General features: G+C 44.7%; 17 protein-coding genes. 10 read left to right on the top strand and 7 right to left on the bottom strand.

The genetic code is table 11. The features are described from left to right. The first annotated feature begins 12 nt into the window (after positions 1 to 12). A complete protein-coding gene (locus tag DXD25_RS08715) occupies positions 13 to 2,949 on the top strand; it encodes a TonB-dependent receptor (protein WP_117662994.1) in 2,937 nt (978 codons plus the stop codon). A 144-nt stretch (positions 2,950 to 3,093) separates the two neighbouring features. Here DXD25_RS08715 and DXD25_RS08710 read toward each other — a convergent pair whose 3' ends face one another. The 4 genes from DXD25_RS08710 to DXD25_RS08695 form a co-directional block, all read right to left on the bottom strand. Further along, positions 3,094 to 3,645: a porin family protein gene (locus DXD25_RS08710; RefSeq protein WP_117662992.1), complete on the bottom strand. Its 552-nt coding sequence runs from the start codon at positions 3,643 to 3,645 to the stop codon at positions 3,094 to 3,096. Between the two features lie 285 nt (positions 3,646 to 3,930). Continuing rightward, positions 3,931 to 4,353, bottom strand: coding sequence for an RNA-binding S4 domain-containing protein (locus DXD25_RS08705; RefSeq protein WP_117662990.1), 423 nt, complete (start codon positions 4,351 to 4,353; stop codon positions 3,931 to 3,933). 10 nt (positions 4,354 to 4,363) lie between these two features. Beyond that, on the bottom strand, positions 4,364 to 4,936 hold the full coding sequence (pth, locus tag DXD25_RS08700) for an aminoacyl-tRNA hydrolase (RefSeq protein ID WP_089542883.1): 573 nt from the start codon (positions 4,934 to 4,936) through the stop codon (positions 4,364 to 4,366). 49 nt (positions 4,937 to 4,985) lie between these two features. Beyond that, a complete protein-coding gene (locus DXD25_RS08695; protein WP_117662988.1) occupies positions 4,986 to 5,591 on the bottom strand; it encodes a 50S ribosomal protein L25/general stress protein Ctc in 606 nt (201 codons plus the stop codon). Positions 5,592 to 5,901: 310 nt separating this feature from the next. Between DXD25_RS08695 and nusB the strand changes: the two genes are divergently transcribed. The 5 genes from nusB (at position 5,902) to DXD25_RS16670 (ending at position 9,414) form a co-directional block, all read left to right on the top strand. After that, the gene (gene nusB / locus DXD25_RS08690) at positions 5,902 to 6,909 is read left to right on the top strand and encodes a transcription antitermination factor NusB (RefSeq protein WP_117662986.1); all 1,008 of its coding nucleotides are present in this window, start codon (positions 5,902 to 5,904) and stop codon (positions 6,907 to 6,909) included. Between the two features lie 113 nt (positions 6,910 to 7,022). Further along, positions 7,023 to 7,340, top strand: a complete 318-nt coding sequence (yajC, locus tag DXD25_RS08685) for a preprotein translocase subunit YajC (protein ID WP_117662985.1) — start codon at positions 7,023 to 7,025, stop codon at positions 7,338 to 7,340. 18 nt (positions 7,341 to 7,358) lie between these two features. Beyond that, positions 7,359 to 8,327 carry a CdaR family protein gene (locus DXD25_RS08680; RefSeq protein WP_117662983.1) on the top strand — a complete coding sequence of 323 codons (969 nt, stop codon included), beginning with the start codon at positions 7,359 to 7,361 and terminating at the stop codon, positions 8,325 to 8,327. A gap of 26 nt (positions 8,328 to 8,353) precedes the next feature. Continuing rightward, a complete protein-coding gene (coaE, locus tag DXD25_RS16675) occupies positions 8,354 to 8,929 on the top strand; it encodes a dephospho-CoA kinase (RefSeq protein ID WP_158556318.1) in 576 nt (191 codons plus the stop codon). 35 nt (positions 8,930 to 8,964) lie between these two features. Further along, positions 8,965 to 9,414 carry a DUF5606 domain-containing protein gene (locus DXD25_RS16670; protein ID WP_153128383.1) on the top strand — a complete coding sequence of 150 codons (450 nt, stop codon included), beginning with the start codon at positions 8,965 to 8,967 and terminating at the stop codon, positions 9,412 to 9,414. A 187-nt stretch (positions 9,415 to 9,601) separates the two neighbouring features. On the opposite strand, the gene DXD25_RS08670 is transcribed toward DXD25_RS16670, so the two are convergent. Then, positions 9,602 to 10,945, bottom strand: coding sequence for an MATE family efflux transporter (locus DXD25_RS08670; protein WP_117662981.1), 1,344 nt, complete (start codon positions 10,943 to 10,945; stop codon positions 9,602 to 9,604). A gap of 229 nt (positions 10,946 to 11,174) precedes the next feature. Between DXD25_RS08670 and DXD25_RS08665 the strand changes: the two genes are divergently transcribed. The 4 genes from DXD25_RS08665 (at position 11,175) to DXD25_RS08640 (ending at position 19,237) form a co-directional block, all read left to right on the top strand. Further along, positions 11,175 to 13,379 (top strand): sodium-translocating pyrophosphatase, encoded by a 2,205-nt coding sequence (locus tag DXD25_RS08665; protein ID WP_117662979.1) that lies wholly within the window; start codon positions 11,175 to 11,177, stop codon positions 13,377 to 13,379. Positions 13,380 to 14,566: 1,187 nt separating this feature from the next. Further along, on the top strand, positions 14,567 to 15,679 hold the full coding sequence (locus DXD25_RS08650; RefSeq protein WP_233522242.1) for a Fic family protein: 1,113 nt from the start codon (positions 14,567 to 14,569) through the stop codon (positions 15,677 to 15,679). Positions 15,680 to 16,027: 348 nt separating this feature from the next. Next, positions 16,028 to 18,799 carry a DUF3427 domain-containing protein gene (locus DXD25_RS08645; protein WP_117662973.1) on the top strand — a complete coding sequence of 924 codons (2,772 nt, stop codon included), beginning with the start codon at positions 16,028 to 16,030 and terminating at the stop codon, positions 18,797 to 18,799. 45 nt (positions 18,800 to 18,844) lie between these two features. After that, positions 18,845 to 19,237: a (deoxy)nucleoside triphosphate pyrophosphohydrolase gene (locus DXD25_RS08640; protein ID WP_117662971.1), complete on the top strand. Its 393-nt coding sequence runs from the start codon at positions 18,845 to 18,847 to the stop codon at positions 19,235 to 19,237. Here DXD25_RS08640 and DXD25_RS08635 read toward each other — a convergent pair. Both DXD25_RS08635 and DXD25_RS08630 read right to left on the bottom strand, forming a co-directional pair. Beyond that, a complete protein-coding gene (locus tag DXD25_RS08635) occupies positions 19,221 to 19,598 on the bottom strand; it encodes a DUF86 domain-containing protein (protein WP_117662969.1) in 378 nt (125 codons plus the stop codon). The two genes, DXD25_RS08640 and DXD25_RS08635, sit on opposite strands and share 17 nt — an antisense overlap. Continuing rightward, positions 19,573 to 19,878 (bottom strand): nucleotidyltransferase family protein, encoded by a 306-nt coding sequence (locus tag DXD25_RS08630; protein ID WP_233522241.1) that lies wholly within the window; start codon positions 19,876 to 19,878, stop codon positions 19,573 to 19,575. Before DXD25_RS08630 ends, DXD25_RS08635 begins: the two co-directional genes overlap by 26 nt. Between the last annotated feature and the right edge of the window lie 272 nt (positions 19,879 to 20,150).

Here is a 20,150-nt window from a genome sequence, read left to right as displayed (position 1 = left end):
CGTCTATAATTAATGAAAAGATCTATTCTGATGATGCTCCTGGTGTTCGTAACCATGGCATCCTTTGCTCAGGATCGCTTGATTACCGGTGTGATTACCGACCGTGATACCAAGGATCCCGTAGAACAGGTAACGATTCAGTTACTCAAGACCGACAGTACCTATGTGTCGGGTGCTCTCAGCAATGAGCAGGGCCTCTTTCATATCAAGGCTCCTGCCAATGGCAAGTATTTACTCAAAATGTCGAGTGTAGGTTACAAGACTACCGTAAAGCGTATCGAGATTTCTGATGACAAGAATCTGGCAATGGGCAATGTGGTTCTCGGTGCCGAGGCGATTATGCTGAAAGGTGCCGTGGTTACTGCCATGGCTCAGAAGGTGAACCTGAAGGAGGATACCTTCGTCTATAATTCGGCTGCTTACCGCACACCGGAAGGTTCGGTGGTTGAGGAGCTGGTGAAGCGCCTGCCGGGTGCTGAGGTAAGCGACGATGGTACCATCAAAATTAATGGTAAGGAAGTGAAGAAGATTCTCGTGGATGGTAAGGAGTTTATGACGGGCGATACCAAGACTGCCCTGAAGAACCTGCCTACCAGCATCATCGACAAGATCAAGGCGTATGATGAGAAGAGTGATCTCTCTAAGGTAACCGGCATCGATGATGGCGAGGAACAGACCGTGCTCGACTTCGGTGTGAAGAAGGGTATGAACAAGGGTTTGATTTCCAACATCGACCTGGGTGTAGGTAACAAGAGCCGCTACAATATGCGTGGTATGGGTGGTTACTTCAATGATAACAACCGATTCATGCTTTTTGCCAATGCCAATAATACCAGCGACCGAGGATTCGGTGGCGGTGGACCGGGTCGTGGCTTTGGTGGTGCGAATGGTTTGAATGCCAGTAAGATGATTGCTGCCAACTACAACTATGAGTTGAAGAACAAGTTCAAGTTCAATACCTCTCTTCGCTGGAATCATAGCGATGGCGACGTTTGGAGCAGCCGTTCCAGCGAGAACTTCATGGGTAACAGCAGCTCTTTCAGCAATAGCCTGAGCCAGAGTTTCTCCCGCAGCAACAGTTGGAATGGTAACATCCGATTGGAGTGGATGCCTGATTCCATGACCAATATCCTCTTCCGTCCTTCCATCTCATGGAGTACCAGCGATGGCTTGAGTGGCAGCCAGTCGGCTTCCTATAACAAGGATCCTTACACCATTACCTCCAAAGACCCTCTTTCTGAGGAAGGTATCGATGAGTTGGACAAGGCAGATGCTATGGTGAACAGACAGCTTTCCCAGGGAATCAGTTATTCCGAGAGCAATAATGTGCGTGGTATGCTGCAGGTAAACCGTAAGTTGGGCAACAAGGGACGCAACATCACCTTCCGTGTGGATGCCAAATATACTGATAATGACAGCAAGAGCATCTCGCTCAACAATGCCAAGCTCTATCTCGTACAGACAGCGGAGGGTAAGGATTCTACTTATCAGACCAACCGCTATAACCTGACTCCTTCGAAGAATTACAGTTATGCGGGGCAGTTGACCTATAGTGAGCCACTCTGGAAGGCAACCTTTCTGCAGTTCAGCTATAAGTTTACTTACAGCTACTCCAAGAGCGACCGCAGCACTTACGATTTCAGCAAATATACGATGAGTGGCAATCATGAGTATCGCGGTTGGGACAGCTACTTGAATCCGTTTGCCGGTCAGCTCAATGATTACAAGGATGATGAGTTGAGCCGTTTCTCTGAGTATCGCAATTACAATCACGATATCCAGGTGATGATGCGATTCATCCGTCAGAAGTACAACCTGAATTTCGGTGTGATGGTTCAGCCACAGCAGTCTAAGTATATCCAGGATTATCAGGGAGTGCATGTAGATACAGTTCGCAATGTGGTGAATGTGAGTCCAACCCTCGATTTCCGCTATCGTTTCTCAAAGATGAGTAACCTGCGTGTGAACTATCGTGGTTCTACCTCGCAGCCAAGCATCTCTCAGTTGCTTGACATCACAGATAACAGCGACCCGCTGAACATCTCGATGGGTAACCCTGGCTTGAAGCCTTCGTTCACCCAGAACTTCCGATTGTTCTACAACAACTTCGTGCAGAACCACAACAAGGGTATCATGACTTTCATCAACTTCTCTACCACCAACAACAGCATCAGCAACAAGGTGACTTACGATGAGAAGACTGGTGGAAGAATCACCCGTCCGGAGAATATCAATGGCAACTGGAATGTGATGGGAGCCTTTATGTTCAACTGCTCTATCGACAGTGCAGGAGTCTGGAATCTGAATACCGACACCAATTTGGGTTACAACAACTACGTGAGCTATCTGAGTCTTGACAAGCAGTCAGATTCCCAGAAGAATACCACCCGCAGTACCACTTGGAGAGAACGCCTCTCTTTCAGTTATCGCAACGACTGGTTGGAGCTCTCGCTCGACGGAACATTGAATTATAACCATGCCAAGAACAAGTTGCAACCAAACAGCAACCTTGATACCTGGCAGTTCTCTTATGGACCAAGCATGACGCTTACAGCTCCTTGGGGAACCAGCTTGAACTCAAGCCTCTCTATCAGCAGTCGCCGTGGATATAACGACAGCAGTATGAATACGGATGAGTTTGTATGGAATGCGCAGCTCTCTCAGGGCTTCCTGAAGGGCAAGCCGCTGACCGTGATGCTTCAGTTCTACGATATCCTTCGTCAGCAGAGCACCTTCTCTCGTGCTATCTCTGCTACATCCCGTACAGATACCGAGTATAATGCAGTCAACAGTTATGCGATGCTCCATGTGGTATATCGCTTGAATCTCTTCGGAGGCAAGCAGGCACGTCAGGGTGGTCCTGATGGAGGACCTGGTGGTCGTCCTGACTTCCGTGGTCGTCCATTCAATGGTGGTCGTCCTGGAGGTGGTCCTGGTAGAATGTTCTAACGGAATGTTTGGATAAAGATAGATTTTCAGGGTAAAATTCAAATAGGTATGACAAAAGAAATCCCCGCTCTTCTTGATGAGGAGCGGGGATTATTCTTTTCTATGTTAAATAGCGAGGGGGAATCGCTATCTTCATTTCCCTGATTAGAGAGTGAACTTGTAACCTACAGTAATCTGGATTACGTTGTTGTAGTGATCAACGTTATCTGCAATCTTAGTTACACCGATGTTGTAACGAGCATCGAAAACAATGTTCTGGTACTCGTAAGAGAGACCTACAGGGATAGAGAGATCTACGGTCTTAACGTCTTCTGCATCATCCTTGTTTACCAGGAAGCCTGGCTGCAAACCTGCCTTGAGAGCAAGACCAGCTACAGGATAATAGTTCAATGTGATAGGTACATTGATATAGCCTGGATTCCACTTTCCGCCTTCGAAGGTCATACCTGCAACTTTTACATCCTTGGCCTTGAAGCCCTGCACGGAATAGAGAGCACCAACAGCAACACCGAAGTTGCTTGTAGCCTGATACTGCAACTCAGCACCAGCTGCGAAACCAGCCTTCCAGTCGTTATCACCGATTGTAGCAACGTTCAAACCTACCTTAGGCTGGAGAGTTGTTGTACCTGCAGCCTGCTGTGCGAAAGCACCTACTGAAGACAGCGCCATAGCTGCCATAACAAATAATTTCTTCATAACTCTTTCAAATTATAAAATTAATAGTATGTTAATGCTCGCGATAGAGTAAAATGGTAATCAGCTTATACTCTGATACCATTAATAACTTGTTGCAAAGATATAGATTTTCTCTATTCGCTCCAAATTTTTTAAGCTTTATTTTCCATTATGTTGCAAAATGTAGTATAGTTGTTCCCATATCGTATGTTTTTAGAAATAATTCTCCCCTTTTTCTTGCAAACTATCGGCTTTTAGGGAAAAGAAAAAGAGGATATAACTGATGCTATATCCTCTTTTGGTTATTTATGAATCTTCTTCGTCCCAGTCTTCTTCATCGAATCCAAACATGGCTGGATCAACGAAGGCATCCAGGGCACGGCGTTCTTTCTTGGTTGGGCGACCAGTGCCTCTTGCTCTATCTACGAATCCGCTGATGCGACTCATCTCCAGCAGTTCATACTGCTTAGGGGCAGTCACGTTCTTATAGACCCCGAAGAGCATTTTGGCTCCTACACGCTGCTCTATGCAGTCGAGTACCTCAAAAGAGTAGGTGATAGGGGCTTTCTTTACGCTCACCACATCGCCACGCTTGATGATGAAGGAGGGTTTACGGGTTACGCCGCCTACTGTTACTCTGCCATTCTTACAGGCATCGGCAGCAATGCTGCGAGTCTTGTAAATGCGGGCTGCCCAAAGCCACTTGTCTATTCTAGCTGATTCTTTCATTTCTGGCTTCCTATTTTTTTCCTAGCTTGTTGTATTGGTTCATGGTGATATCAATACCTGCCAATACGAAGCTTTTGATGATCTCCACACCCAGGTCGATGGCAGGCTGAAGCTGCTTCATATCTTCCTCGGTATATTTGCCAAGTACCCAGTCTATCTGTCCGCCACGAGGATAATCGTTGCCGATACCCATACGGAGTCGGGCGTAGTTCTGACCGATAAGCTGCTGGATATGTCCCAAGCCGTTATGACCACCATTGCTTCCGTTAGCCTTCAGGCGGAAAGCGCCGAGAGGCAGGGCGAGCTCATCACTGATCACCAGGAGGCGGCTCTGGTCAATCTTTTCCTGATTCAGCCAATATCTCACTGCATTACCACTCAGGTTCATGAAGGTGGTAGGCTTCAGCAGGATAATCTTTCTTCCCTTGAGCGTAGTCTGGGCAATGTATCCGTATCGCTTATCCTCAAAATGAATATTGGACGCTTTAGCAAAAGCGTCCAATACCATAAATCCTGTGTTGTGCCTGGTATCAGCGTATTCGTCGCCAGGATTACCAAGCCCACAAATCAAATATTTATCCAATGTTTGATAATGCTTTACTCAGGTTCGTAAAATCTTTGATGACTATCGATTAAGCCTCCTCCTCAGCAGCAGCCTGTGCAGCGAGCTGAGCGTTACGTGTCATCTTGATAGAGCAAACTACAACAGCCTTGCTTGTAGCCAACTCGAGACCCTCGAATGAGAGGTCACCTACCTTGATGCTCTTACCAATCTTCAACTCTGTAACATCTACATCGAGGTGCTCAGGAATTACCTGGTAAGGAGCTGTAACGTTGATCTTACGGATAGAGAGGTTCATACGACCACCATCACGTACACCCTGTGCAAGACCTACCAACTTAACTGGGATACCGATAGTGATAGGCTTCTGGTCGTTCACCTCGTAGAAGTCAACGTGCAGAGGAGCATCTGTTGTTGGGTGGAACTGGATCTCCTTCATGATAGCTGTGTGGCTCTCACCGTCGATGATGAGGTTGATTACATATACATGAGGAGTGTAGATGATCTTACGCAACTCAGTGAATGGAACTGCGAATGACATAGCCTCAGGAGCACCGTTTGCATCCTTCTTCTCACCATAAAGGTTACATGGGATGAAACCTTCCTTACGCAATGACTTAGAAGCTTTCTTGCCAAGGTCTGTACGCTTCTGACCTGTTACATTAATCTCTTTCATTTGTGTTACTCTAAATTAAGTTGTTAAAAAAATAATTTTGCCTTAACTCGCCATCACACGGATTAGCTTTGTTTGAAGCATGCCTCGCGAGTGTTTCTCGTAAAGCGGGTGCAAAATTACTACTTTTATTTGGAATATGCAAATTTCTGGGCGATATTTTCTCCAAAATGCCCGTTAAATATCTAAAACTCATCACCTAACCTTAAAAAAATAGAAATTATTGCCCCTTTTCTTGCATATTATATATTAAATATGTAAATTTGCACTGTTTTAGGTAATTATATAAATAAATCTTTTAAATTATTAGAGAATGATTAATAGGGATTTGATAAGACGTAAGATTGTGCAGTTAACCTACGCATACTATCAGAACAGCAATCATAATATTGATAATGCTGAAAAGGAGCTGTTGTTTGCTCTTTCTAAGTCGTATGACTTGTACAACTATATGTTGCAACTCATTGTAGCTCTTACCCAGGAGGCACAGAAGCGCTATGAGGTAGAGGTGGCTCGTGCTCAGCGTGAGGGTGCTCCTGAGCCTTCTTCAAGATTCGCATACAATAGATTTGCCGTGCAGTTGGAAGAGAACAAGATGCTCGCCGACTGGGCTGATGTGAAGAAGTCTTCTTGGGAAGAGGATATCGAAACAGTACGCAAGATTTATACTGCCATCGTCTCCAGCGATCTCTATGCCAGCTATATTGACGGTTCCATGACCAAGGATCATGAGGAGGAACTTACCGATTATGCATACGACCGCGAGTTCTGGCGCCGTGCTTACAAGACCTTCATTCAGAACAATGATGATCTCGATGCTTTGCTCGAGGAGAAAAGCCTCTACTGGAATGATGACAAGGATATCATCGATACCTTCGTGCTGAAGACCATCAAGCGCTTCGAGCCAACCAGCAAGGCTGATCAGGAATTGCTTCCGGAATATAAGGATGAAGAGGACCGCGACTTTGCCCGCAAGCTCTTCCGTGCTACATTGCTCAACTGCGATGCTTATCAGCACTATATCGGCGATGCTTGCCGCAACTGGGATTTCAACCGCCTGGCTTATATGGATGTAGTAGTCATGCAGATTGCCATTGCCGAGTTGATGACTTTCCCTGGCATTCCTGCTACGGTTACCATCAATGAGTATGTAGATCTTGCCAAGCTCTATAGTACTCCTCGCAGTGGTGGCTATGTAAACGGCATGCTCGATACCATCGCCCGCTTCCTCATCTCTCGTGGCTTGATCCAGAAGAAGTTGCCTGAGCGCAAGGGTGGTCACCATGGACCTCATGGACCTCATGGACATAAGGAAGGCTAATGTATAGAGAGTATATATATATAATGTACGCGCGTACATTATATATATGAATACTTTCGATAATATATAGTGATATTCAAGAATAAACAACATTAATCAATTAGAATAAAGACATGACAAATTTAGTATTGCAGGCTGCTGCTGGTGGTAGCAGCATGAGTTTCCTCATTATGATGGTAGCTATCTTCGCTATCATGTGGTTCTTCATGATTCGTCCTCAGCAGAAGAAGCAGAAAGAGATACGTAAGTTCCAGAATTCTTTGGCAGAAGGTACAAAGGTGGTTACTGGCGGTGGTGTGTATGGCACTGTTAAGCGTGTAGATCTCCAGGCTAATACAGTAGATGTAGAGATTGCACGTGGCGTAGTCATCACTGTTGCTAAGGGTTACGTTTTCGCAGACGCAGCTAGCCAGACTCCTAACGCACAGTAGTCTATTCATAGAATTCTGATGCATAGTATTCGGAATATATTGAAGGCTGTCAGAAACTTCCTGTTCAGTGGCCTGAATAAGGAGTTTCTGATTTTTTTATTCTTTCTCGCTCTCAGTGGCGTCTTCTGGTTGATGATGACGCTCAATGAGACCATGGAGAGGGAATATAAGATTCCTATGCGCCTGGTGGGAACACCACGTAATGCGGTGATAACAGGAGATTTGCCTGATACTGTGCGTATTACGGTGCGTGATAAGGGATTCACCCTGATAACCTATGCTTTCCGTCCGCTTAATTTCAAGTTTAACAACTATGCAGATGAAACAGAGGGACAGGGTGTGATTCCGGTAGCTGATGTCCAGAAGCAGATTCTCTCGCAGCTCTATGGTTCGAGCAAACTCCTGCAGGTAAAGCCGGGCAAGTTTGATTTCTACTTCACTTATGGTGCTTCCAAGAAGGTGCCGGTGGTGTTCAGGGGAAAGATTACTACCAGCAAGAGCTATTATCTGGCGCATACCGATTTTTTCCCTTCTATGGTTACCGTATATGCCAACAAGCGACAGCTCGATGAGGTCAAGGCTGTAGAGATCGTACCTTTCTATTACCGCAATCTCCAGGATACCATCCGGGAAAACGTGCGCATCAAGAAGATTCGAGGCGTGAAGGTGATGCCTGATATGGTTCGACTGGCTGTGTATCCGGATGTGCTGACCGAGGAAACGGTGGATGTTCCGATTACGGCTATCAATATGCCGCCCGATAAGGTGCTCAGAACTTTCCCGTCCAAGGTGTCGGTGAAGTTCACCATCGGAGCTAGTCTCTTCAGAACCATCAAGCCTGGCCAGTTTACGGTGGTAGTGGATTATAATGAAATCGCTGCCAATCCTTCAGATAAGTGTACCCTGCAGCTGCGTAGTGTGCCTCGTTCGGTAAGCAAGGCATCGCTGGAAATGGAAACGGTAGATTATCTGCTGGAACAGCAATGATGATTGATAATTTACAATTCATTGTTATGAAGATAGCTATAACGGGGGGCATAGGTAGCGGAAAGAGCTATGTGTGCAGAATCCTGGAGAAGCACGGCGTCAGGGTTTATGACTGCGATGCCGGGGCTAAGCGGTTGATGAGGCAGGATGCTGACTTGCAGACGGGCTTGAAGAAGTTGGTCGGCGAGGAGGTGTACAGTGCCGATGGTATCTTGCAGAAACCGGTGCTTGCCCAGTTTATCCTGACAGGCGAAGCAAACAAGCAGGCGGTAAACGATGTGGTGCATCCCGCAGTGGCTCGTGATTTCGAGCAGAGCGACTGTGAGTGGATGGAGAGTGCCATCCTCTTTGATAGTGGGTTCCATCGTCGTACCCATTTCGATAAGGTGGTATGTGTCTCGGCTCCCGTTGCCGTTCGTCTGCAGCGCATCATGCAGCGCGATCATATCTCTCAGGAGAAGGCGCAGCAGTGGATAGATGCCGTGATGCCGCAGGAAGAGCTGATAGCCCGTTCGGATTATGAAATCGTGAATGATGGGGTGAACGATGTAGAAGCGCAGGTAGTGCATCTGCTCAATCTGCTCAATCCATCAGATAATTGATCATATTAAAAAATAAAAATAGATTATAATAGACAATGGAAACAATTCTTTCAATTGCAGGCAAACCAGGCCTTTACAAATTGGTATCAAGAGGTAACAGAACTCTTATCGTTGAGACTCTCGACGAAACTCACAAGCGTGTACCAGCTTTCGCTACAGACCGTGTAACCAGCCTTGGTGACATCGCTATGTACACAGATGCAGACGAGGTGCCATTGTGGGAGGTACTCGACAGCGTAAGCAAGAAGGAAGAGGGCAAGCCAAGTTCTTTCAACTACAAGAAGGCTCCTGCTGCTGAGCTTCACGATTACTTCGCTGAGGTTCTTCCTAACTACGATCGCGACCGTGTACACGACAGCGACATCAAGAAGCTCCTCCAGTGGTACAACATCCTCGCTAAGTATGGTATCACAGATTTCAAGGCTACTCTTGCTCCAACAGAGGGTGAGAATGTAGATGATCGTGCTGAGCAGGTTGCTGAGTAAGATTCATTTAGAATACTGATTATACCTACATGCCCAGAGCCAACGAGGTTTACCCCATACGCCCTGAAAGGGCAGAAGCTCTTAGCCCAGGGCATCGCCCTGGGTAATGTTGGCAAAAAACAAAAGTCGCCCTGAAAGGGCAAAAGCTTTCAATTTCAAAGCTTTTGCCCTTTCAGGGCGACTTTGTTTATTCATTTTTTTCTATCTTTTTCAATTCCTTCTCAAATCTTCTCCGATACATTTCGCCGGCAATGGTCAAACCGAACGGGAAGGCAATCCAGATGCCCAGCAATCCCATGCCGCAAGGGAAACCGAGGGTATAACCCAAAGGCAGAGAGATGACGAAATAGGCGATGAAGGCATAGAGCACCATCGGCTTCACGCAGGCAATGCCTCGAAGCGCATTGGCAAAGGTGTATTGCAGACCATCGCCAAACTGATAAACCATCATCAGGATAATCAGCGTAGCTACATACGCCTGTACCTCTACGTTATCATTAAACCATCCACCTATCTGGTGGCGGAGCAGAAGTACCGGCAGACCCATGCAGAGCGAGAACAGCAGGTTCAGTCGGAATCCGTCGTAGGCATTGAGGCGAACGGCGGCATAGTCTTTCTGACCCATAAAGTGGCTCACACGAATGGCCATGGCTGCTGCCATACCTGAAAGCACGAGGTAGAAGAGCTGCGAAATGGTAATCATTACCTGGTGAGCTGCCAATGGAATGGTGCCGAGCCAGCCTACCATCACGCAACTCAGCGTAAAAGCAGCCGATTCCATACCTAGTTGGAGAGCCACCGGCCAGCCCAGTCGGTTCATCTCCTTGAAATCCTTCCTGTTTACGCAACTGTGTACAATGTCATAACTGTAGGTTCTGAATTTCCTGCTGATCACTACTATTCCTACCATCGCCAGTGCCATCAGGATTCTACTTGCCAGGGTAGAGATTCCGGCTCCGAGCAATCCCAGTTCCGGGAAGCCAGCCACACCATAGATGAGCACCCAGTTGCCCAGGATGTTCACGATGTTACCGCCTATCATCGCCCACATCGCCACCTTAGTCTGTCCGATTCCGTCGAGGAATTGCTTCATGGTATAGAAGATTCCCATGAAGAGCACTGATGCCAGATTCACCAGAAAGTAAGGGCGGATAAGCTCCAGCAGTTCCTCCGGCTGTCCGATATGTGCCAGGTTGAGATAGAGCAGGATGAGGGCAAGGGTGAAGATGCCTCCCGTCAGCATGTTGGCAAGGAAGGAGTTGCGCACCTTCTGACCGATGACGTCGGTACGTTCCTCTCCGTAGAGTCTGCCGATGATAGGGGTGAGTCCGTAGGTGAATCCCATATAGGATACAAAAACGAGACCGAAGATATTGTTTACCAGTCCTGCTGCCGCCAGTTCGGGGGTACTGTGATGACCGATCATCAGCGTGTCGGCGAATCCCAGGATGATGGTTCCCAGTTGTCCGATGATGATAGGAAATCCTATCGAGAGCAGTTCGCGGTAATGATGTTTCTTGTGCATTGTCATTGCTTTACTATGGTTGTTTATATTGCTTTTTAATTACTAATCTTTTTCTTGATGTTCTGAACTTCCGTTTGGATGTGCAAAGTTACAGCTTTATTCAGTAACTACCAAATTTTTCATTCAGAAAAAGATTTTTTCTTCCTTTTATTTGGAGTTGTCGGATAAAAGTACTATTTTTGCATTATCAATCAACTGACAATCAGATTTATAAACCAAAAACAATTATACCGTTATGAACAACATTCCATTAGTATTTTGGCTCATCCCGATAGCCAGCGTTGTAGCATTGGGTATGGCATGGTTCTTCTTCTGTTCGATGATGAAGGAAGATGAGGGAACCGACAGAATGAAAGAGATTGCGGCGCATGTAAGAAAAGGTGCGATGGCTTATCTCAAGCAGCAGTATAAGGTGGTGACCATCGTCTTTGTGGTGCTCGCCATCGTCTTCGCCTTCATGGCTTACGTACTGAAAGTGCAGAATCCGTGGGTTCCGTTCGCATTCCTTACGGGTGGTCTCTTCTCCGGACTGGCAGGCTTCTTCGGTATGAAGACGGCTACCTATGCTTCGGCTCGTACAGCCAACGGGGCACGTACAGGTCTTGACAAGGGACTGAAGATAGCCTTCCGCAGCGGTGCCGTGATGGGACTTGTCGTGGTAGGACTCGGTCTGCTCGATATCGCCATCTGGTTTGTTGTTCTGAACGCCGTATATGCCGGCGAGGCAACCGCCCTCGTTACCATCACCACTACGATGCTTACCTTCGGAATGGGTGCTTCTACCCAGGCTCTCTTTGCCCGAGTGGGAGGAGGCATCTATACCAAGGCAGCCGATGTGGGAGCCGACCTGGTGGGTAAGGTGGAGGCGAACATCCCTGAAGATGATCTCCGGAATCCGGCTACCATTGCCGATAATGTAGGAGATAATGTGGGTGATGTTGCCGGAATGGGTGCCGACCTTTACGAGAGCTATTGCGGTTCCATTCTTTCTACAGCTGCCCTGGGAGCTACCGCTTTTGCCATGAACGGCGATATGCAGCTCCGTGCCGTCATCGCTCCTATGGTCATCGCAGCCATCGGCATCTTCCTCTCGCTCATCGGCATCTATCTGGTTCGTACCAAGGAGGGTGCATCTATGAAGGATCTGCTCCATTCCCTGGGATTAGGTACCAATGTCAGTGCCGGTCTTATCGCCGTGGCTACCTTTATTATATTATATCTTCTGGGTATCGAGAATTGGCTCGGACTCTCATTCTCTGTCATCAGTGGATTGGTGGCTGGTGTCATCATCGGTCAGGCTACGGAGTATTATACTTCGCAGAGCTACCGACCAACCCAGAAGATTGCCGAGGCATCAGAGACGGGTCCTGCCACGGTGATTATCAAGGGAATAGGAACGGGAATGATCTCTACCATGGTGCCTGTGGTTACCATCTCCGTAGCCATCATGCTCAGCTATCTCTGTGCCAATGGTTTTGATATGTCGCTCTCTGCCAAGTCTATCAGCGTAGGACTTTATGGCATAGGTATTGCAGCCGTGGGTATGCTGTCAACGCTGGGTATCACCCTGGCAACGGATGCTTACGGTCCTATTGCCGACAATGCCGGAGGTAATGCGGAGATGAGCGGACTGGGTAAGGAGGTGCGTGAACGTACCGATGCACTCGATGCACTTGGCAATACCACTGCTGCCACAGGTAAAGGCTTTGCCATCGGTTCTGCAGCCCTTACTGCTTTGGCGCTTCTTGCATCTTACATTGAGGAAATCAAGATAGCCATGATTCGTGCGGTAGAGAATGGCAAGCAGTATGTGGATGCAGCCGGAAACATCTTTGACCCATCGAATGCCACTACCATCGATTTCATCAATTTCTTCCAGGTGAATCTCATCAATCCGAAGGTGCTGGTGGGTGCTTTCCTGGGAGCGATGGCAGCCTTCCTGTTCTGTGGACTGACGATGGGAGCTGTAGGTCGTGCGGCTGAATCTATGGTTCAGGAGGTACGTCGCCAGTTCCGTGAGATCAAGGGAATCCTTGAGGGCAAGGCTACGCCTGATTATGGAAGATGTGTGGAGATCAGTACGCGCAGTGCTCAGCGTGAGATGATTATTCCGTCCTTGCTTGCCATCATCATTCCGATAGTAGTAGGTCTGGTTTTGGGAGTAGCTGGAGTCTTGGGTCTTCTTACGGGCGGACTTGCAGCCGGCTTCACGCTTGCCGTCTTCATGTCCAATTCTGGTGGTGCATGGGATAATGCCAAGAAGATGATAGAGGAGGACAACTTCGGAGGCAAGGGTAGTGAGAATCACAAGGCTACGATTGTAGGTGATACCGTTGGTGATCCGTTCAAGGATACCTCGGGTCCATCCCTCAATATCCTCATCAAGCTGATGTCGATGGTAAGTATCGTGATGGCAGGTTTGACCATTGCCTTCCTGTAAGACTGAGGTTTCCGTTTCGGCGGATTTGCAATCCGCCGTTAAAAAAACGACCTAACCTCTTATTACTTCAGGGATTTATAATCCCTATCAATTAGTTTATACTGTTAAGAAATAACTTTATAAAGTTTCTAAGTCTAAAAACTACCCTTAAGGAAAGAAAAACTTTCCCTTAAGGAAAAATATTTTTTCCCTTAAGGATATTTTTATTTTTCCTTAAGGGAAAAGCCAACATCTCTTCTTCCCTCATTTTTCTGTTGTTTGAACCGGAGAAATAAAAATCAGAGTTATATTTACAATATGGTCACTGCAGTTTCTTTTCCCTTTCATAATACATCCTGATTACTTTTAAACAAGCATTCTGAATTGAAACCGACTGGAGGGGAAGACTGAAGTTCCAATTATGAGTTGGTTTTTCCTTGACGAAATATTTGCATTCGAAACCACTATTTCGGAAATATCAATAATGTTCAAACAAATAAAAAAGCTTAAATTGATAAGCAAATATACTGATATTCAGTTTTTTTTTTTTAACTTTGCATTTGAAACCGCTATTTCGGAAACGGCGGTTTCGAAAATAACATTAAAAAGAAACTATAAAAAATGAAGTTCTTCGGAAGACAAAACGAAATAAAAGAATTTCAATATCGGATACCAGGGGTTGTCGATGGAGGACATGTAAAATTGTGTGGTATTTATTCCACGATTATGGATATTAATTATAAGAATGTATCTTCTTGATTGCAAGGATGTTTCTTTCTGGGTTCAAGAATATATCTTTTGGAGTTCAAGAACATATCTTTTGGGGTACAAGCAAGTATCGTTTGGGGGACAAGTATATATCTTTCGGGGTTCAAGTAAGTATCGTTTGGGGTACAAGCATATATCTTTCGGGGTTCAAGGAAGTATCTTCTTGAACGTTGTCACTAGGCTCAGCAGACGTGCTGAGCCTAGTCGGCAGGTCTGCTGACTGCAGTCAGCACGTCTGTTGAGCTTAGTGGTAACACCTTTAAAGCGTACAACTATATACCTCTTAGTTGTACGACTATATATGACTTTCTCATCCTTTTGTTGCTATTCTCCGCAAATTTGCGGAGAATAAGCCAAATAATCTCCGCAAAACTTGCAATATTCGATAAAAATGTCTATTTTTGCAGGTACATTTAAAATGAAAGATTAAAAATGCGGCAATGATGAGAGGAACAAAATATATTTGGCAGCAAGAAGGTTGGCCCCACATGCAATGGGATGATACCAGTTTCAGTAATATCTTGGCAGAAATCAATTTGCTAAGAGGTAAATTGCTGGGTAGAGTTTCTATGTTCGGTTTTGAAGAACAGAACCTGTCTATGTTGGAGTCTATGACTCAGGAAATTGTACACTCTGCAAAAATTGAAGGTGAGGAATTGAATAGAGATAGTGTCCGCTCGTCTGTAGCCCGTCAATTAGGACTGGAGTATGAAGGTTTGAAAAACTCCGATCATTATACAGAAGGAGTGGTACAGGTAATGATAGATGCAGTGCAGCATCATGATATGCCGTTGGATGCCGAGCGTTTATTCTCATGGCATGCAGCTCTGTTTCCTACTGGAAGAAGTGGCATCCATAAAATTCTGGTGGGCGATTGGCGACAGGGTGAAGAGTCTATGCAGGTGGTTTCAGGACCATTAGGTCATGAGAAGATACATTATGAAGCTCCGGCAAGCAAGGATGTACCAGATATGATGTCAGATTTTCTCCGCTGGTTTGATTCTGAGAATACGCTTGATCCGTTGGTAAAGACAGCCGTGATGCACCTTTGGTTTGTGACGATTCATCCATTTGATGATGGTAATGGTCGTATTTGCAGAACGTTGACGGAATTGTTGTTATCCCGTGCCGATCAGACCTCCCAGCGATACTACAGTCTTTCTTCTGAAATTCTGAATCATCGTAAAGATTATTATCAATATTTGGAGCAGGCACAGAAAGGAGGTCTTGACGTGACACCTTGGATTCAATGGTTTTTACAGACATTGAAGTTGGCGTTGGAAGCAGCTTTTGAGAAAACTGAAGGAGTGTTACGCAAGTCCAGATTTTGGGATGCGCATCGTTCTGTTTCCATCAACGAGCGTCAGCGTAAGGTTCTCAATATGCTTTTTGATGGTTTCGAAGGGAAGCTGAATTCTTCCAAATGGTATAAGATTAATCATTGCTCTCAAGATACCGCCAATCGTGATATCAGGGATTTGATAGCCAAAGGTATATTAAAGCCAACTGGAGAAGGTGGAAGAAGTACCAATTATGAGTTGGTTTCTCTCTGAATTTTCGATAAAATAGCTTATATTAAATCAGATACTTAGCCTGTGTGTGGCATTAGTGGCATTAAAATAGAAAAACATTTTGGTTTATGTTTTCCGTCAGGCGTTCTAGCGGATTTGCAATCCGCTATGGAAAAATGTTCGACCGATAAAACCTGGGGATTTGCAATCCCCATCCAACCATAGTGAAAGGATTGGTTACGTTGTCGTAAGTAGTTTCAAGATTTTTTTTAGCTTGAAAACCAGAGAAAAAAGGAAAAAAATATCGTGATACATCAGAAAACATTAGAAACAGTGAAGTAACTGGATTCTTTTTTGTACTTTTGCACGTGAAAATAAAAAGCGGGGCTTATGGAATCGAGATTTTTAACCAATTATACAGAGACAACATTCTTGTCAACCATTCAGATGAACTTGCGTCGCTGCAAGGCATTTGATTTCTCAGTCAGCTTTATCAAGAAAGCCGGCCTGGTACTCCTGTCTAAAGATATCAAGGCTGCCGTTGAACGTGGAGCCAAAGGAAGAATCATCACTTCTACTTATCAGAACTTTACGGACGTAGAATCTTTGAACTTTTTCATGAGCCTGACCCGATATCCCAATTTTGAATGCCATCTGGATGACGAAAGCTTCCACGATGAGAAAAACTATTCTACCAATGGATTCCACTCCAAGGGCTATCTCTTCGAGATGGAAGATGGAATCGAGATGGTTGTGGGTTCATCTAATATCACCCGCTATGCTTTATTGAAAAACATAGAGTGGGATTTGGTTGTAAACAGCGACCGTGATACCGAGGCCTATCTTGATGCAATGAATGAGTTTGAAAATCTTTGGAACCAGACTTATGAACTGTCACAGGATAGAATCAAGGATTACTCTACAAAACTCAGTTTTGCGATAGAGCGTTGGGATATGGATTACGATATGGCAAATTCCGATATCAAGCCAAACTATATGCAGCGCAAGGCGCTTCGTGAATTGAATCGTTATCGTGCCATCGGACAGGAGAGGGCTTTGGTGATTTCTGCTACAGGTTCTGGAAAAACGTATCTGGCAGCATTCGATGCGCTCAATTTCAATCCAGACAGATTACTCTATATTGTGCACGAGGGGTCTATCTTGAAGAAATCCTTAGAGACATTCCAAAAGGTATTTGGTGGCTCTAAAACTTGCGGCTTGTATAATGCGGAAGCAAAGGAAACAGAAGAAGATTTTCTGTTTTCTACTAATGTGTCGATGTGTCGCTCACTCGAACTCTTTGATAAGAAGGAATTCGATTATATCATCATCGATGAGTGTCATCATGCTGTTGCGGACAGTTATCGGAAAATCATCGACTATTTTGAGCCAGAGTTCCTGCTGGGTTTGACAGCTACCGAGAACCGTATGGATAATCAGGATGTAGTAGAGATTTTCGGCAATAATATCCCATACGAGTTGCGACTTCGTGATGCCATCATCAATGACCTGATTGTGCCATTCCATTATTTCGGTATTCGTGACGAACTGGTTGATTATGGCTTGACTGCTTCTGGAGAACGCCGTATGATATCACAGATTTCAACACCGGAAAACTGTGAGTTTATCCATCAACAGATAGAGAAACATCGTATGGAAGGACAGAAACTGAAGGCTCTGGCTTTCTGTAGAAACATCCAGCATGCTAGAATGATGGCTGATAATCTGGGTGATTATTATCATACAGCTTTCTTGAGTGGTAAGAACAAGACCGGTGAACGTATTCGTGCCTACAATAATTTGCAAGATGAAAACCGGGATTTGGAAATCCTGTTTGCTGTAGATATTCTGAACGAGGGTGTGGATATTCCTGGTGTCAACATGGTGCTTTTCCTGCGCCCAACGGAATCGAGTACCATCTTCTTACAGCAATTGGGTCGAGGACTTCGTAAATATGCCAACAAGCCTTATGTTACGATACTCGATTTCATCGGCAACAGCTATAAGCGTAGCGTTCATATAGCCTTGGCACTTGGTAGTCTTTCCCGAAATTCCATTTTGGAAAAGAAACTCTTGAAGTTTATGGTAAGGAATGATTTCAAAAGTTTGGGTCTGGACAATTATGGTGTTGAGATACATATCGACGATCTTTCTAAAGAAGAAATCATTGACAAGATAGAGAGCGAGAATTTCAATCGCATCAACTATCTGAAGATGGATTATCAGAATTTCAAGGCATATCTGAAGACTCCGTCTTATCCATCGCACATGGATTATATGAATAGTGATTATGCTCCTAATCTCTTGAAATTCATGAAGATAAAGATTGGTTCCAAGAAAACCAATTCTTATTATGGCTTCTTGAAGGGCATAGAGGAAGAGGATTTACCTGTATTCTCAGAAGAGCAGATAGCTTGCATCAACTATCTTTCAAGTCTTTTGCCTTTGGTAAGAGAGCATGAGTATTTGGTAATCAAAAATTTACTGAGCGGAGAGACTTGGTTATCGCACATAGAAGCCAATATCCAGGAGGAGATTCCTGGTTTTAAGTTAGAACAACTGGAGCATGCTTTGCGATTCCTGGAAGATGGAAATGCGGTGAAGATAAAAGAGAGTGAAGTGCATTTGTGTGGTGAAAGAGAACAGGAATATGAGGCTTATCTGCAAGATTTACTCAACTATGGGCTGACGCAATATGAGGCAAGATATGCTGATGAAACAGAGGATTTCCTGTTATGGCAGGATTATCGCCAGGACCAGGTGCTCTTGAAAATATTGGAGAATCCGAAGCACAATCAGTATGGCACATACTATAAAAATGGCAATATGTATGTCTTTGCTGGTTTGAAGAAGGATGCTTCTCTGGATGATCATTTGAAGTATAATGACAAGTTCTTATCTCCAGATGTTTTCCAATGGGAAAGTATTGCCCGTATTTCTGCCAAGGATGAGGCTTTGCAGCGGGCAGCCAAAAGGGTATTGGTATTTGTGAGAAAGGTGAGTGCCGAGAATGGTATTACTCTGCCATATACCTATATCGGAACTGGTCATTTGGAGAATCCAAGAAAGGATGCAACGACGAATGGTTCCATATTGTATGATATTCACATGGATAATCCGTTGCCGCAGGAATTGCAGGAAGATTTCCAATGGATGGAGTAAATGATATTTTAAATCGAGTAGATGATATTTTAAGTTGATAAGACAATGAAACATTATAATGTGGTAGCAGCCGTTGTTTGCCACAATGGCAAGTACCTCTGCATGCAGAAAGGCAAGACGAAGTTTGAATATACCAGCTATAAATGGGAGTTTCCTGGTGGCAAGATAGAACCTGGTGAAACTCCTCAACAGGCATTGGCTCGTGAGTTGATGGAGGAGATGGAGTATCCTGTAGAAGTAGGAGAGGAGTTGGTGACCGTGAATCACGAGTATCCTGATTTTTCGATAACCATGACTGCCTTTCTGTGTACGCCAAAAGGCGATGCTAATGGGTTCAGGAGGCGTGAGCACGCTGATAGCAAGTGGTGCAGCCAAGAAGAGCTGAAGGGGCTCGACTGGGCTGCAGCGGATGTTGGGATAGTTAGAATTCTGCTATAAAATACTCGATGGCTGCTAATAAGTCATCGAGATTGTTCTTGATGACATCTAGCACTATATCTCCGTCTATATCAAAGTAACCATGTGCAATATGGTTACGTATGCCAATAACATCTTGCCATGGTATTTCTGGACGTTCAATTAATAGGCGAGATTGTGTTAATCTGTCAATTAGTTTGACTCCTTCTCCAATTGCCTCTATAAGCATACAACTAGCTGCAAGATTCTTCATTCCCTCAGGTGTACAATAGTAATCATCAACAGTCTGTACATCTTTGTTCCAATCTTGCAATTGTTTGATAGCGTCCTTAATTTGTATTAAGGTACCAACTATTCTATTTGATGATGTATATTCCGTCATGTTCTATTTCTTTAAGAAGGAATGGATTTATATGCTTGTGCATTCTTACTATGTCAACAGAGCATTCTAGTAAGTTTTCTAAAAATCGCTTTAATCTAACCACAAGGAACATTTTGGGTTCCATATCTACACATATATCAACATCACTACCTTCTTTCTGTTCATTTCTGGAAACTGAGCCAAAAAGGCGCAATGACTTTACTCCGAAGTTCTTTTTCAGCTCTTCGGCATGAGATAAAATCAGTGATATATAGTATTCCTTTGACTTCATAATCATCATTTTTGTTTCTACCGCAAAGATAAGATAAAAACTTGAAACAACCAAGCATAAGCCTTCTTTTTTATGAATTATTACACGATTGTAGATTTAATTCCATGTGATATTCGATTTTGGTATATCCGATAAAAGAATATATATTTGCGCCTAAAATTAAAGTAAAAAATGGACAAGAGCATACATTCACATTTATATCACCAAGTCATTGGTCGCTTGCGTAGCAAGCGCGAAATGGGGGGAGGCCGTCCGAAAACTTAATTAGGGAAGCAAACAAC

Origin of the sequence: Prevotella sp. TF12-30 (assembly GCF_003436715.1) — a bacterium.
GTDB lineage: Bacteria > Bacteroidota > Bacteroidia > Bacteroidales > Bacteroidaceae > Prevotella > Prevotella copri_A.
Note: the sequence above shows the minus strand (reverse complement) of the source record. Positions and strands in the feature narration are given on the sequence as shown.

Bases quoted from the DNA above. Each gene is read 5' to 3' on its own strand.
- DXD25_RS08715 (WP_117662994.1), top strand. From the start codon at position 13: ATGAAAAGATCTATTCTGATGATGCTCCTGGTGTTCGTAACCATGGCA.
- DXD25_RS08645 (WP_117662973.1), top strand. From the start codon at position 16,028: ATGGAATCGAGATTTTTAACCAATTATACAGAGACAACATTCTTGTCA.
- DXD25_RS16670 (WP_153128383.1), top strand. From the start codon at position 8,965: ATGGAAACAATTCTTTCAATTGCAGGCAAACCAGGCCTTTACAAATTG.
- DXD25_RS08635 (WP_117662969.1), bottom strand. From the start codon at position 19,598: ATGACGGAATATACATCATCAAATAGAATAGTTGGTACCTTAATACAA.
- nusB (WP_117662986.1), top strand. From the start codon at position 5,902: ATGATTAATAGGGATTTGATAAGACGTAAGATTGTGCAGTTAACCTAC.
- DXD25_RS08695 (WP_117662988.1), bottom strand. From the start codon at position 5,591: ATGAAAGAGATTAATGTAACAGGTCAGAAGCGTACAGACCTTGGCAAG.
- DXD25_RS08670 (WP_117662981.1), bottom strand. From the start codon at position 10,945: ATGACAATGCACAAGAAACATCATTACCGCGAACTGCTCTCGATAGGA.
- DXD25_RS08630 (WP_233522241.1), bottom strand. From the start codon at position 19,878: ATGATGATTATGAAGTCAAAGGAATACTATATATCACTGATTTTATCT.
- DXD25_RS08665 (WP_117662979.1), top strand. From the start codon at position 11,175: ATGAACAACATTCCATTAGTATTTTGGCTCATCCCGATAGCCAGCGTT.
- DXD25_RS08650 (WP_233522242.1), top strand. From the start codon at position 14,567: ATGATGAGAGGAACAAAATATATTTGGCAGCAAGAAGGTTGGCCCCAC.
- coaE (WP_158556318.1), top strand. From the start codon at position 8,354: ATGAAGATAGCTATAACGGGGGGCATAGGTAGCGGAAAGAGCTATGTG.
- DXD25_RS08680 (WP_117662983.1), top strand. From the start codon at position 7,359: ATGCATAGTATTCGGAATATATTGAAGGCTGTCAGAAACTTCCTGTTC.
- DXD25_RS08710 (WP_117662992.1), bottom strand. From the start codon at position 3,645: ATGAAGAAATTATTTGTTATGGCAGCTATGGCGCTGTCTTCAGTAGGT.
- yajC (WP_117662985.1), top strand. From the start codon at position 7,023: ATGACAAATTTAGTATTGCAGGCTGCTGCTGGTGGTAGCAGCATGAGT.
- DXD25_RS08640 (WP_117662971.1), top strand. From the start codon at position 18,845: ATGAAACATTATAATGTGGTAGCAGCCGTTGTTTGCCACAATGGCAAG.
- DXD25_RS08705 (WP_117662990.1), bottom strand. From the start codon at position 4,353: ATGAAAGAATCAGCTAGAATAGACAAGTGGCTTTGGGCAGCCCGCATT.